This is a genomic window from Alteromonas sp. KUL106 (assembly GCF_009811415.1).
GTDB lineage: Bacteria > Pseudomonadota > Gammaproteobacteria > Enterobacterales > Alteromonadaceae > Alteromonas.
In genome coordinates this window covers 92,354-106,163 of sequence record NZ_BLIG01000008.1, presented here as the reverse complement: position 1 = coordinate 106,163, position 13,810 = coordinate 92,354, and the positions used below count along the sequence as shown (strand labels likewise).

Here is a 13,810-nt window from a genome sequence, read left to right as displayed (position 1 = left end):
TTGGGCGTTATTCTTTCGTAGTAAAGATTGATTTTTTAGAGAAAAACAGCCGTTTAAGATGTGCTTAAAACGGCTGCTTTTAAACTATGCGCTGCGTAGTTCTCTACGAAGAATTTTTCCTACGGTTGATTTCGGTAATTCTTCAAGTACGGTAATTGACTTGGGGATCTTGTAATTAGTAAGTTGTTTTTTACAGTGCGCGATAATATCGTCAGTTGAAACTTCGGCCGATACGGTGATGAAGGCACAGACCCTCTCGCCCGTTTTGTCATCCGGTTTACCAACAACCGCTGCCTCCATTACGCTTGGGTGCGACGTCAACACATCTTCTATCTCATTCGGGTAAACGTTGAAGCCAGACACAATAATCATGTCTTTCAACCGGTCGACAATTTTTATCGCGCCTGATTCAGTGCGAATGCCAATATCACCGGTTTTAAAGAAGCCCTCTTTGGTCATCACTTTGGCGGTTTCGTCATCACGATTCCAATATCCCATCATCACTTGAGGACCGCGTACGGCGATTTGTCCAGACTCCCCCTCTGCCACCGGGGTGTCGGAGCTATCTAATAGTGCCACCTCGGTGTCGTCAAGCTCATGACCAACGGTACCAATTTCCTCTTTCCCTGGAATATTAAATGACACCACAGGGGCCGTTTCAGAAAGTCCATACCCTTCGGTAATGGTATTGCCTGTAACATCCCTCCATATAGATACAGCGGCTTGTGTCAACGCTGTTCCCCCAGACATGGTAAGGTGAAGTCTAGAGAAGTCTAACTTTGAAAACTCGGGGTGGCGTCCAAGACCCACAAATAACGTGTTAATTCCCATGAAAGCAGAAATTTTGTGTGGTTTAAGTGTCTGGATAAATCCGTCAATATCTCGCGGATTCGGAATAAGAATAATCTGCGTGCCTTTAGCAAAAAGCGCCATCATTCCCACCGTAAAGGCATAGATGTGATAAAGCGGTAACGGGCACACTAACACTTCCTCACCGTCTTTAAAGCCTTCTCCTATACGCTCTAGCATCTGAATACAGTTAGCCAGTACATTCTTATGACTTAACGCGGCTCCTTTCGATACGCCTGTGGTACCGCCTGTATATTGCAGCATGGCAAGTTCATCCAACGCCATTGTAGGGCGTGTAAACGGCGGTAACTCACTCCCTATTTCTATCGCCTTACTGAGCGATACCGTGCCGTCGAGCGCGGGTGCTGTACTTGGGTTTAAAAGCTCAGTGGCTGATGTGGTAATGACAGTACTAATGCCTGTTTCACTTTGTATATTCGTAAATTTGGGAAGTAAATCGCCGAGAATAACCAAGGCTTTCGCACCACTGTCAGTGAACTGATGCTTCATTTCCCGTTCTGTATAGAGCGGGTTTGTATTGACGACAACTAAACCAGCGCGCAACGCAGCGTAAACAGCAATTGGGTTTTGAATGAGGTTAGGAAGTTGAATGGCGACTTTAGTGCCCGGTGTCAGCTTAGCTTCATGAACAAAGTAGCGGGCGAGGGCAGATGATTTGCTGTCTATTTCAGAAAACGTAAGCGTTTGCCCGAGAGCGGTATAAGCAGGCCTGTCAGCAAATGTTTTCAATACATTTTCAATGTAGTCGGCGAGACAAGTCACGTTATCAGGATAAGTTATCATAATGCTTGTTCCTAGTAGGGCATGGTTAATCAACGTTATTTATACAGTACCAAACTTAACTTTTTATTTACATCTGTGTTAATTTATTTGGCACTATAATTTTTAATTATTTTTCTACGGAAAATTTATTACTTAAGTAGGTGAAAGTGCTGCCTGCAACGAGTCCCGCTGAACACTGCGCTAAAACGCCAAACAGTGAACGAGCACCAGCGATGAGCGTAACGTTCAGTATAGGCTGCATTGCTATTAGCATTACCCAAAATGAAACGGCCCCAGCTGCTGAGAACACGATTAAACGGGTTAGGAATGAAAAATTTTCAATGCCCTTTTTGCCAAGACGGCTAACGGCGTATTGAGTAATGACAAATGCAAGGGCTAGTGTTACCGCGACAATGGCACCGTAGGTTGGAAGAAGTCCTAATAAATCTTGCCCTATCATGAAAAACCAATCGTTTACGTTCAAAGAAACGTCGATTTCGGTAAGCGCTGTTAACACGGCAGTAGTGTGGAAAATGCTGGCCAGCACAAAGCCTACCGCCCATGCTGGTATGAAAACAAGAAAAGCGTGCCGTATGAATTTTTTCATTGTGTTAGCTCGAGAACTCCCGACCAATATTGAGTGTAAAGATTAACGTAAATCTCGTCAGCACAGTTTGTTAAGCGACAGAACATAACACAACATAGTACGTTTATTTGCAGACAACAATCCATTGAGCTCATGCATCAACTCCATTCACGATTTAAGATTTGCACGTCAGTCCAATTGATACTTCCATGAAAACCCATTTGCTTGACTACTATGTCACGCGGTCTCACCGGGTTGAGGTTATATCGAGAATTTTAAAAAAAGGTATTTATATCAATGTAGTGCAAACCGCCTGCCATCAGTTTGGTTTGGCTTGTGATCGATGCGCAAAGTGTGTCTTTTGTAAAAATAGAGGCGATTACGACGGCGTTAGAATCGAACTTTACTATTTCTGGTTGGGCGCTAGTTCCTGCGCTTGTCGTAATGGGTTTGGCGCTTAAGAAATTTTCACCACTGCCTTCATTATTTGCAGGTGTAGTAGTAGGCGGCGCGTTTGCGATGCTCATGCAAGGGCAAAGTCTTCAGGCAGTATTTGACTACGCCAACAACGGGTATGCAATTCAGACAAATATTGTCGAGATTGACACCTTGCTCAACCGGGGAGGCGTGCAATCAATGATGTGGACTATCTCGTTGGTGCTCATTGCACTAGCATTTGGGGGAGCGCTTGAGACTACGGGCTGTTTAAGAAGTATTATCAACGCGATAAAAAGTAAAGCTAAAACGTTTGCAAGTACGCAGGTTGCTGCTGTAGGAACGGCGTTTTCAACTAATCTAGTGGCTGGCGATCCCTACTTGTCGGTTGCATTACCAGGGCGAATGTATTCTCCGGTGTATCGCGGCATGGGATACTCAACCCTTAACTTATCCCGAGGAATCGAAGAAGGCGGAACGTTAATGTCACCCCTTATTCCCTGGAACGCCGGCGGTGCTTTCGTTATATCGGCACTGGGTCTGGGAATTTCGGGAGGCAACCTAGAAAACTTGTTATACATTCCGCTGGCTTTCGCCTGCTGGACAGCGCCTCTTATCGGCATTTTTTACGCATTTGTTGGCTGGTTTTCGCCTAAAGCAACAGAGAAAGAGCGTGAGGAGTGGAAGTCATCAGGCGCCGAAATTGCGAAGTTTAATGACGATGGAACGCCGGTTGTTAATTGAGTCGGTGGCCACCAAAAGCTTGCAAGACTCATAACGGTTAACGTAGATTGGTAGTGCTAGTCGTTGGACGGGGTTTTTCAGCGTTTCTTATAAAAAACCTCGTTTATGTTTGAGCTTTCTTGGCTCCACTTTCCTGGGCTTTCCGTAAATGAAGAATGTTAAGCGTGCTTTTGTGTTTGTCTCACTGTTTGTTTTCAGCATCACGTGTTGTGTCGCGAAAGTGGATGATTACATACTGCGGGAGCATACAGGCGGGCTGGCTTTTCCTAAATCGATGACTCTGCTGCCCAATAACGCGCTTTTAATTTCGCACAAGGAAGGTGTGATTACTCTTGTCACTGGCGAAAAAATGCAAAAACAATTTTCCTTGTCTTTGCCAGAGCTTTACAGCGAGGGGCAGGGTGGTGTGCTTGATATCCTGGTTATCAGTGGGTTTAACGAAAGTCCAAGTGTTCAACAGAGCGCTTCCGGTCAACTCCTGATATCTTACTCAAAGGGGACAGCTGTTGATAATCGTCTGGCGGTTGTATCTGCAAAATTTTCTGCGAGGGAAGGGATATCTGATCTCAAACCTGTTTTTGAAGTGAGCGACGGCAAAGACACGCCGGTACACTACGGCGGTAAATTACTCAGCTTGCCCGAGGGAGGGTACCTTGTTACCACCGGAGACGGTTTTGACTATCGTGAGCAAGCACAGGTTATTTCCTCGCAGCTAGGTAAAATTGTTGGTTTTACATTAGATGGACAGCCACTGCCAAAGCCAGCGTTCACCGAAGCGCCGTATGTCTATAGCTTAGGTCATCGCAATCCTCAGGGACTGGTGCAGTGGAATGGAAACATTTATCAGCATGAGCACGGCCCTGATGGTGGAGACGAGTTGAATCTCATCGTCAACGGCAACAACTATGGCTGGCCGGTAGCAACAAAAGGGCGAGACTATTCAGGTGCCCGAATTTCACCTTTCACTCAATATAAGGGTATGCAAAACCCTCTTATAGACTGGACGCCCTCAATAGCGCCTTCTTCCATGGCGGTATACCAGCACACTGCATTTGCATCTTTAGAAAACACCCTTCTAGTGACTTCGCTTAAAGCACAGCAGTTGTTCGCTGTATATGAAACGGATAGCGGATGGGAGGCTACACCTATTATCGATCAGTTAAAGACACGATTGCGAGATGTTGAGGTTGATGAACAAGGTAATATCTGGGTTTTAACTGATGGCGAAGAGGCGAAAATTTTCAAAATTTCTGCCATGTAGTGACCGACGGATAAGAGCGTGAGATGCTTTCAAACGTGAGAACGGCGAACCGAAAGGTCAGACCAATAAGTCCCATTTGATTTTATTTTTGCCTGTTATTTGTACTGGTAGTACCATAAATACTATTAATGTCTGGCATAAATGTAACACGGTTATTTATTGTGCCTATCTTTAAATGATTAACAGTAATGTTGAAGTGATGGTAGCGCCTGTTCTTTTAACGTTATGAAAATTAAGCATTAAATTTATAATCTGTCGGCTTTTTTTCATAAAAACGTTTTAGTAGATAAGCGGCTGATGCATCGTTTTTAATAAAATAACGCCAAGCATGGACCTTATCTCTTTTCATGCAAACATTACGTAAACCGTGAAAATCGGTTAAAATATCCTTCATTTTTATATGCGTATAGCTAAGACCGACTTAACACTACGCTCAAGTAAAACTAAGACCGAGAGAACACTATGAGTTTGTATTCAGAATATCTGGCAGAGATCGAAACCCGTAAAACGGAATTAGGTCTTAACCCTAAGCCTATTGACAGTGCAGATCTGCTGTCTGAAATTATTGCTCAAATCAAAGATACAACTAATGAGCACCGCGAAGACTCTCTAAAATTCTTTATCTATAACACGCTGCCAGGAACGACGCCTGCTGCTGTTGTTAAAGCGCAATTCTTAAAAGAAATTGTACTTGGCGAAGAACAAGTAGAAGAAATTACGCCTGAGTTTGCACTTGAGCTTCTTTCACACATGAAAGGTGGTCCATCGGTAGAAGCATTGCTTGACCTTGCACTTTCTGACGATGAAGCGGTTGCTAAGCCTGCTGCTGAAGTACTGAAAACGCAGGTGTATCTGTACGAAGCGGATACAGAGCGTCTTGAGACCGCGTACAAGGCAGGTAATGCCATTGCTAAAGACGTGTTAGAAAGCTATGCGAAAGCGGAGTTCTTTACCAAGCTTCCTGACGTACCAGAGAAAATTGAAGTGGTTACTTATATCGCTGCAGAAGGTGATATCTCTACTGACCTTCTTTCTCCAGGTAACCAAGCGCATTCTCGTGCTGACCGTGAGCTTCACGGTAAATGCATGATAACCCCTGAAGCACAGCAAGAAATTGTCGAGTTAGGTAAAAAGCATCCTAACGCAAAAGTTATGCTTATTGCTGAAAAAGGCACAATGGGCGTAGGTTCTTCTCGTATGTCTGGTGTGAACAACGTTGCACTATGGGCAGGAGAGCCAACAAGCCCTTACATTCCGTTTGTAAATAAAGCGCCAATTGTTGCGGGTACCAACGGTATTGCTCCAATCTTCCTTACTACCGTAGATGTAACTGGTGGTATCGGTCTTGACCTTAAAAACTGGGTTAAGAAAACTGACGAAAATGGTGAAATTGTTCGCGATGCAAACGGTGACCCAGTATTAGAAGAAGCTTACTCTGTAGCGACCGGTACCGTACTAACTATCGATACCAAAGCGAAGAAGCTTTACAACGGTTCAGAAGAGCTAGCTGACGTATCTGCATCATTTACTCCTCAGAAAATGGAGTTCATGAAAGCGGGTGGTTCTTACGCGGTAGTATTTGGTAAGCAGCTTCAGTCTCTCGCAGCGCGTACGTTAGGTATTGAAGCGCCAGCAGTTTATGCTCCGTCTAAAGAAGTATCACACGAAGGCCAAGGCTTAACTGCAGTAGAGAAAATCTTTAACCGTAACGCGGTTGGCGTTAAGTCTACAGCACCATTGCACGCAGGTTCTGATGTTCGCGTAAGAGTTAATATCGTAGGTTCTCAGGATACAACGGGCCCAATGACGTGCCAAGAGCTAGAGTCAATGGCTGCATCGACTATTTCTCCACTTGTGGACGGTGCATATCAGTCGGGTTGTCATACGGCATCGGTATGGGATAAGAAAGCACAAGCTAACATTCCTAAGCTTATGTCATTCATGAACAACTTCGGTGTAATCACAGCCCGTGATCCGAAAGGCGTTTATCACTCAATGACTGACGTCATTCACAAAGTGCTTAACGACATCACGGTAGATGACCGTGCAATCATCATTGGTGGTGACTCGCATACGCGTATGTCTAAAGGTGTTGCGTTCGGTGCCGACTCAGGTACGGTTGCGCTGGCACTTGCTACAGGTGAAGCGGCAATGCCAATTCCAGAGTCTGTGAAAGTGACCTTTAAAGGCAGCATGAAAGAGCACATGGACTTCCGTGATGTGGTTCATGCTACGCAAGCCCAAATGCTTAAGCAATTCGCGGGTGAAAACGTGTTCCAAGGTCGCGTTATTGAAGTACAAATTGGTACGCTATTAGCTGACCAGGCGTTTACATTTACCGACTGGACTGCTGAAATGAAAGCGAAGGCGTCTATCTGTATCTCTGATAATGAGACCATGATTGCCTCACTTGAACTGGCGAAGAGCCGCATTCAAATCATGATCGACAAGGGCATGGACAACGAAGCTAATATGCTTCAAGGCCTGATTGACCTTGCTGACAAGCGTATCGCTGAAATCAAGTCTGGTGAAGAGCCAGCACTTGCACCAGATGACAATGCAAAATACTACGCTGAAGTGGTGGTTGACCTAGACCAAATCGACGAGCCAATGATTGCTGACCCAGACGTAAACAACGATGACGTGTCTAAGCGTTATACTCACGATGTTATTCGTCCGGTTTCTTACTACGATGGCAAGCCAGTAGACCTAGGTTTCGTAGGTTCTTGTATGGTGCACAAAGGTGACATGCAAATTATCGCACAAATGCTGCGTAACCTAGAGAAGCTTAACGGCTCTGTAGAGTTCAAAGCGCCGCTTGTTGTTGCGCCACCTACATACAACATCGTTGATGAGCTTAAAGCAGAAGGTGATTGGGAAATTCTTCAGAAGTACGCGGGCTTTGAGTTCGACGATGCTAAGCCTAAAGAAGCAGCGCGTACTAAGTACGACAACATTCTTTACCTAGAACGTCCTGGATGTAACCTGTGTATGGGTAACCAAGAAAAAGCGGAGCCAGGCGACACCGTAATTGCTACCTCTACACGTCTTTTCCAAGGCCGTGTTGTTGCTGACTCTGATGAGAAGAAAGGTGAATCACTACTTGGCTCTACGCCGCTAGTTGTACTTTCAACGGTTCTTGGTCGCTTCCCAACAACTGAAGAGTACAAGCAAGCGGTTGCAGGTATTGACCTAACTAAGTTTGCGCCACCTTCTGAAGACTTAGCTGTTAAGCCTAAGTTTGAAGCTGACGTAGCGGTTAAGCGCGTATAAGCATTTAACGCTTAATAAAACATTAGAAAGCCCCAACCTTGGTTGGGGCTTTTTTTATCTATAATAATGAGGTTGAGGAAGATGAGGGTCAGAGTACATTGACCCATTTGGGGTTACTGAGGCTCGGTTGTTACGAGCTCATCGAGTATACCAAGTAGTAATTTGGTGCCGGTCCCAGAGGCTATTGCGTCAAAGACATTCTCTACATTCTTGCCGTGCTGGCCACCTGCTAGATCGCTTATTGAGCGAATAATCAACCAATCTACATCGTTAACAAAGCTTACCTGTGCGACGGTTGCCGATTCCATCTCTGCTACATCGGCAGTGTATACGTCACGCAGCCACTCGCGGTATTTAGCATTGTCCACGAATACTGAGCCCGTTACTCCATTTCCACCTATATCAACCAGTATTTCTTTACCAGATGGCATAGTAATAGGCGGGATTTTTGTGATCGCGCGCTTTGCCATTTCCAATAACGTTTTATCGGCGGTGAAATATGGCATTCTTCTGCGGGTATCCCAACCTTCTTTCACTACCGCTACTTCGGTAGGGTGAATAAACCCAATATTTTTATAGTTAGGCGAGTGCTTATCCGTCTCCCGTCGCGCTTTATAGTACTCGAGCTGTTTGGTGTAGTAGTCCGGAAGCTCGTAGGTGCTCGCATCATCCTTTTTCGGGTTGATATAGACAGATTCATCGTGGAAGTACCAGCGCTCAGGCACGGCAATATCCCCAGGCGTGTATTTAGGATTAATTGCACCTGCAATCCCCATCATCACCAGCTTATCAATAGGGAAATAGTCCAAGGCCATCTGCACCGTCATTGCCGCATTAGTGATACTGACGCCGGTACTAAACACGACGATGGGCTCGCCTTTGTAGGTGCCTAGTTGATACTTAACTCCTTTGATATAGAGAGTTTGTGTAATTTGAGCATCGTCCATCGTCGCAAAGGCGGCGTCAATAGCTTCAATCTCGGGTTCATAGGCAGCAACCACCGCAGTCCACTTATTGGGAACATCTGAAAAATCTTTTGGGCCGTATTGGCGGGTGTCATCATTGGCGAGTGATGACAGGGATATACACACGAAAAAAACAAAACTACTTAAGCGCATAGTGACCTTATTTAATCTATTTGGCGCACCTATGTGGTGCATTAAATGGGTAGAAAACTTGTTTTAAACCAGCAGAATGCTGTGGCTATGGTTGTATTTAGCAAAGCTCTCGCAAAGTACTCGCAAAGTTCGAGCCAATACGCAACCAACATATTGTGCCTTAAAATCCGGTCAATAGCGTAGCCGGAGTCGCGCTTTTTGCTAATCATATTACGCTGTCTACATTATTTTTATGCAGAGTTGCGTTTTCGAACTTATACTGGGTTATCAGCTATTTATTATCATAGACGCCCAATGTCGAAGCAGAACACTACAAAGCCCGAATCATTTGGCGAAGTGACAATGGCCTTGAGAATTGCAGGGTTTAAAATTCTGTTGGTTTTTTCGTTATTGATCTTGGCAGTTATCGCTTTTACTCAACCCAAAAATGTTTACGTGGCGTCGTTTTTTAGTCTTTCTTGGTGTGCGATTGCTGTTGCGGGGGTTACGTTAAGACACTGCAGAGAGGTCTTAGCTAAGTTGTGGGCTTTACTCACGATTCCAGTGGCTCCTTATCTGGTGATAAGTAACGGGCTTATGCCAGCTACACTCGTTCCTATCGCCACCATACTTCCCATATTGTTGCTTTCCAATGGCTGGCGAATAAGTGCGATGGTGGTACTCGCGAGTTGCACATTTCTCGTCCCACTGTATGACGGCAATTACGACAAAGGATTGTGGCTCAGGCTTTGTGTGACAAATTTGATCGTGTCGCTACTTATTTACGCATTAGCAAGCCAATTAGAAAAAGCCATTATAGAAAGTAAAAAGAAAACACTAGAATTAAATAGAGCCCTTGAAAGTGAGAAGCAGGCTTCGGCGGCACAATCTCAATTTTTAGCCACAATGTCACATGAAATTCGCACGCCTCTAAACGGTATTTTAGGGCTCACCGACGTGTTGCTTTCCCATAAGATCACGGAAAGCGCGCGTCCTAATTTAGAGAAAATTCAGCGTTCTGGTCTATCGCTCAATCGCATTTTGAACGACATATTAGATCTTTCCAAACTGAATGCGGGAAAACTTGCGTTAGAAATTATGCCCTTCGACTTAAAAGCGACATCCAAAGATTGTGTAGCTTTCTATGCGCAATTGGCGCAGAACAAAGGGATTTCACTAAGAATCAATGTAGATAAGACATTGAATACTTGGGTGGTAGGTGACGCAACGCGCCTCTCTCAAGTGCTTAATAATCTAATAAGCAATGCAATAAAGTTCACGCAGCAGGGGAGTGTGACGCTTGTTCTGGAGAAGAGAGAAACATCTCCGACACATCAATTCGTCAGATTTACTATAACCGATACGGGAGAGGGTATCGATCTTGTCGATCAAACGCGTGTTTTTGATGCGTTTACTCAAGCGAATAGCAGTATCAATCGAGTACACGGTGGAACAGGGCTGGGGTTACAAATAGTGAAAAGCCTAGTTGAAGCAATGGGCGGCGCTGTTTATCTAAAAAGCGCAGTGGGAGAGGGGAGCGAATTTTACTTTGAGCTACCGTTTGAGATTGCAGATAGTGCAAATGACGTTCAAGAAAAAGACAAAACGCCGTTATTCTCAAATCTTACCGTTTTGGTGGCCGAAGATAACGACATTAATCAGGTAGTAGCAAAATCCTTGTTAGAAGACACAGGGCTAAAAGTAACGATTGCTAATAACGGCAATGAGGCAGTAGAAATTGCACAAAAGCAGCATTTCGACCTTATCCTTATGGATTTACACATGCCCGAAATGAATGGTTCTGAAGCCGCTTTGGCGTTGCGACAAGCTAACATCACTATTCCTATTATCGCATTCACGGCCGCAGTGGTTGTAGAAGAAATAGATAAAGCGTTAGCGTCTGGTATGAATGGGTACCTTACAAAACCAGTCAACAAAATAGAATTATACGCTATGCTGACCAAATACTTGGGCAGAGAAACACCTAAAGAAGGCCCTGTATTGCCAAAGGAGAACATACAGAGTAACGTGGATGCTGGGAGCTGAAGTTGTTGATAAACCAAATAAACTCCTGCAATAGAACAAATAGAAATAAAAACGCCCTTAGCCTAATCGCGTAAATTTTTAAAGCTAGTACGTCCAAAATAAAAGTACCGAAAAACAAAGCATCTTATAAAAGGATTTAAATTTGAAGTCACCTATACGTATTATTACTGCCATATTTATCCTTGCTCTGCCGAGCCTCTCAGTTAACAGCGAAACACGCAACGACAGTCAGGGGTACACACTTAATATAGAGAAACTTCAATCCAAGGTGCTAAACGAGCAACGAGAAGTGGTAGTTCAGCTTCCCAAAAGCTACGCCGAAAACCCTGAAAAGAAATTTCCCGTCATTTATCGGTTAGATGGTGCGGTTAATCTACCTTTAATGAATGCGGTACTTGAATCACTTCAATCTGAAAATGCTGCGCCAGAAGTAATTATAGTCGCCATTGAAAATACGGACCGTTTTCGAGATCTTTTCCCTATGGCAAATGAAGACCCATACGGGCCAGTAGGTTATGGCGGTGGCGGGGCAAACTTTTTGTCTTTTATAACCACTGAACTTATCCCAATGGTCGAGAATAAATACCGGGTGCATGATTTTCGGGTGATAGCCGGGGGATCCGCTGGTGGTGTATTCGGGTTGTATGCGCTCACTCAAAATCCTGAGCTCTTTAAGGCTGTGATTGCCTATAGCCCTGCAGTGTGGTGGAACTATGGCGCGCCGGCAAAAAATACGGTTGCATTTTTTAAATCTACCAGCCAATTGGATCATTATATCTATACGTCTATAGGCAACGAACCGGCGCCAATGCGACCCTACTATGATAATATGATTTTAGGTATGCGGGCAAACCAACCTGCTGGTTTGAGGTGGGTAAATGATGCCTATGCTGGTGTTCAGCACAACTTGGTTACGGCAGCGTCTATTTTTAGTGCTTATCATAACCTGTTTTTGTCAGCTTATTTAAGACCTGAACAGTTCGATGGCGATATTCAAAGCATTGCCAAATATTACGATCGCGTTTCAAAGCAACGTGGGGAAAAATTAGAGGCGCCTGAATGGGTAATTCGAGAATTAGGTTATCACTATGTTCGTTCGCAAAATTACGACAAGGCTATTGAGTTGTTTAAGCACGATATAGCTAAGTACCCCGAAATGCCGGATCCGTATAACGGCATAGCGTATGGCTACGAACAAATGGGTGAGTATAAAAAAGCACTTGAGAGTGTAAACAAGGCTTTGGAGCTTTCGACTCCGCAGCACGATGGTTACCAAGTTTTTACAGATAGACAAAAGCGTTTGCAGTCTTTATTAAAGGAATAAGCTAACTTGAACAACAAAATTAAGTTCACACATTTAAACTGGATCGCCACTGTCGTTGTTATGGCTGGTATTACCGTGGGAATGAGTGGGTGCAGTACCGTTACAACAGGGCAAACCGATCACTGTATTGAGCAAGCAAATAGTACAGATGTTCACGGAGTGAACACTGCTGATGCGCAGCTTAATGCCTGCTTAGAAACTTACCGATTGCGACGCGATAAAGAAAGAACGGTAGGAGAAGCTTTTGCTGAGGATGTGCTGATCTCTGTAATTGATATTATTACTGACTAAGGCTGCGATACGAAAAAACCTTCCTACGTACAGTTACACAAAGACCGAAGGCAGAGTAATTTACTCTGCCTTTGTCGTTTTAGTCTCTTTCTAATGGCTTGAACGGGCTGTATTTAGTAACTCAAGGAACGAGCTAATGCGTTATTTTCTGGCAGCTGTCTGTGTGTTTTTAATCACTGCATTTACTCACGTTTGTGCACAGAACAAGTTTGATATTGTTGAAGGGGTTCAGCTTGCCAAGCAATATAATCATAGCCACACTGATTTTAACGTGGCGGATTATTGGGTGAGTGAGAAGCTAGACGGTATTCGTGCAAGGTGGAACGGTACCGAGTTACGTACCCGTAATGGAAACAAAATTTTCGCACCAATGTGTTTCACCGCTCACTGGCCAAAAGCAACCATTGACGGGGAACTTTGGATAGGAAGAGGAAAGTTTGAGCTTACCGCTTCCATTGTGCTTTCAAAGCTGCCTCATGTTGAGCCGCATACCCAGCCTCGTGCTCTGTTAAGTACTGACGTTGAAGCTGACCACAGCCTAGCTGCAAATTCTGTGTCTTGCAATCGCTGGTCTGCATTGCGATTTATGGCCTTTGATATGCCTATAGCGGGTGTGCCTTTTGAGAGTCGACTCAACATGCTTAACAGTCTAGGTGAAGCTACCCCCAGTCCAACGTTTGCCGTTGTCTCTCAATTTAGGGTTACGTCTCTTGATGCCCTTAAAGAAAAGTTGAAGCAAGTTACGAGAGAAGGCGGGGAAGGGTTAATGCTTCATCATGAACACGCGCTATACATAGCAGGGCGCAGTGACAAATTACTCAAAGTAAAACAATTTGAAGATGCAGAAGCGAGAGTACTGGCACACCTACCCGGCAAGGGGCGCTTTAAGAGGCTGATGGGCTCGCTTCTAGTGGAAACGCAAGACGGCATTCAGTTTAAATTAGGAACGGGCTTTTCGGAAAAAGACCGGCAATCACCTCCTGCTATTGGTAGTTGGGTGACATTCAAGTTTTACGGTGTGACGAAAAACGGCAAACCAAGGTTTGCAAGCTACCTTCGTACTAGACCACAATCTGATTTATCAAAATAGTATTTTGCGTAATTTGCTACGCAGTCCCACT

9 protein-coding genes and 1 pseudogene are annotated in these 13,810 nt (G+C 44.5%); 7 read left to right on the top strand and 3 right to left on the bottom strand.

Features of this window, described 5'->3' with window-relative positions:
- Positions 1–84: 84 nt before the first annotated feature.
- Both GVO63_RS03735 and GVO63_RS03730 read right to left on the bottom strand, forming a co-directional pair.
- Positions 85–1,653: an AMP-binding protein gene (locus GVO63_RS03735; protein ID WP_159578168.1), complete on the bottom strand. Its 1,569-nt coding sequence runs from the start codon at positions 1,651–1,653 to the stop codon at positions 85–87.
- Positions 1,654–1,759: 106 nt separating this feature from the next.
- A complete protein-coding gene (locus GVO63_RS03730) occupies positions 1,760–2,239 on the bottom strand; it encodes a hypothetical protein (RefSeq protein ID WP_201281873.1) in 480 nt (159 codons plus the stop codon).
- 315 nt (positions 2,240–2,554) lie between these two features.
- Between GVO63_RS03730 and GVO63_RS03725 the strand changes: the two are divergent.
- The 3 genes and pseudogenes from GVO63_RS03725 to GVO63_RS03715 all read left to right on the top strand — a co-directional run.
- Positions 2,555–3,397 (top strand): annotated as a pseudogene (locus GVO63_RS03725) (Na+/H+ antiporter NhaC family protein); the annotation flags it as partial.
- Positions 3,398–3,545: 148 nt separating this feature from the next.
- Positions 3,546–4,658 (top strand): PQQ-dependent sugar dehydrogenase, encoded by a 1,113-nt coding sequence (locus tag GVO63_RS03720; protein ID WP_159578167.1) that lies wholly within the window; start codon positions 3,546–3,548, stop codon positions 4,656–4,658.
- 462 nt (positions 4,659–5,120) lie between these two features.
- Positions 5,121–7,931, top strand: coding sequence for a bifunctional aconitate hydratase 2/2-methylisocitrate dehydratase (locus GVO63_RS03715; RefSeq protein ID WP_159578166.1), 2,811 nt, complete (start codon positions 5,121–5,123; stop codon positions 7,929–7,931).
- A 113-nt stretch (positions 7,932–8,044) separates the two neighbouring features.
- Here the strand turns inward: GVO63_RS03715 and GVO63_RS03710 are convergent, their stop codons facing one another.
- Entirely contained in the window at positions 8,045–9,049 is a 1,005-nt protein-coding gene (locus GVO63_RS03710; RefSeq protein ID WP_159578165.1) for a 5'-methylthioadenosine/S-adenosylhomocysteine nucleosidase, read from the bottom strand.
- Positions 9,050–9,343: 294 nt separating this feature from the next.
- Here GVO63_RS03710 and GVO63_RS03705 point away from each other — a divergent pair, with 294 nt between their 5' ends.
- From GVO63_RS03705 to GVO63_RS03690, 4 genes are all read left to right on the top strand, one after another.
- Positions 9,344–11,074 carry an ATP-binding protein gene (locus GVO63_RS03705; protein WP_236552047.1) on the top strand — a complete coding sequence of 577 codons (1,731 nt, stop codon included), beginning with the start codon at positions 9,344–9,346 and terminating at the stop codon, positions 11,072–11,074.
- A 142-nt stretch (positions 11,075–11,216) separates the two neighbouring features.
- A complete protein-coding gene (locus tag GVO63_RS03700) occupies positions 11,217–12,398 on the top strand; it encodes an alpha/beta hydrolase-fold protein (RefSeq protein WP_159578164.1) in 1,182 nt (393 codons plus the stop codon).
- A gap of 6 nt (positions 12,399–12,404) precedes the next feature.
- Positions 12,405–12,689 (top strand): DNA ligase, encoded by a 285-nt coding sequence (locus GVO63_RS03695; RefSeq protein ID WP_159578163.1) that lies wholly within the window; start codon positions 12,405–12,407, stop codon positions 12,687–12,689.
- Positions 12,690–12,825: 136 nt separating this feature from the next.
- Positions 12,826–13,779 (top strand): DNA ligase, encoded by a 954-nt coding sequence (locus GVO63_RS03690; RefSeq protein ID WP_159578162.1) that lies wholly within the window; start codon positions 12,826–12,828, stop codon positions 13,777–13,779.
- Positions 13,780–13,810: the final 31 nt, after the last annotated feature.

Bases quoted from the DNA above. Each gene is read 5' to 3' on its own strand.
- GVO63_RS03735 (WP_159578168.1), bottom strand. From the start codon at position 1,653: ATGATAACTTATCCTGATAACGTGACTTGTCTCGCCGACTACATTGAA.
- GVO63_RS03690 (WP_159578162.1), top strand. From the start codon at position 12,826: ATGCGTTATTTTCTGGCAGCTGTCTGTGTGTTTTTAATCACTGCATTT.
- GVO63_RS03715 (WP_159578166.1), top strand. From the start codon at position 5,121: ATGAGTTTGTATTCAGAATATCTGGCAGAGATCGAAACCCGTAAAACG.
- GVO63_RS03710 (WP_159578165.1), bottom strand. From the start codon at position 9,049: ATGCGCTTAAGTAGTTTTGTTTTTTTCGTGTGTATATCCCTGTCATCA.
- GVO63_RS03720 (WP_159578167.1), top strand. From the start codon at position 3,546: ATGAAGAATGTTAAGCGTGCTTTTGTGTTTGTCTCACTGTTTGTTTTC.
- GVO63_RS03705 (WP_236552047.1), top strand. From the start codon at position 9,344: ATGTCGAAGCAGAACACTACAAAGCCCGAATCATTTGGCGAAGTGACA.
- GVO63_RS03730 (WP_201281873.1), bottom strand. From the start codon at position 2,239: ATGAAAAAATTCATACGGCACGCTTTTCTTGTTTTCATACCAGCATGG.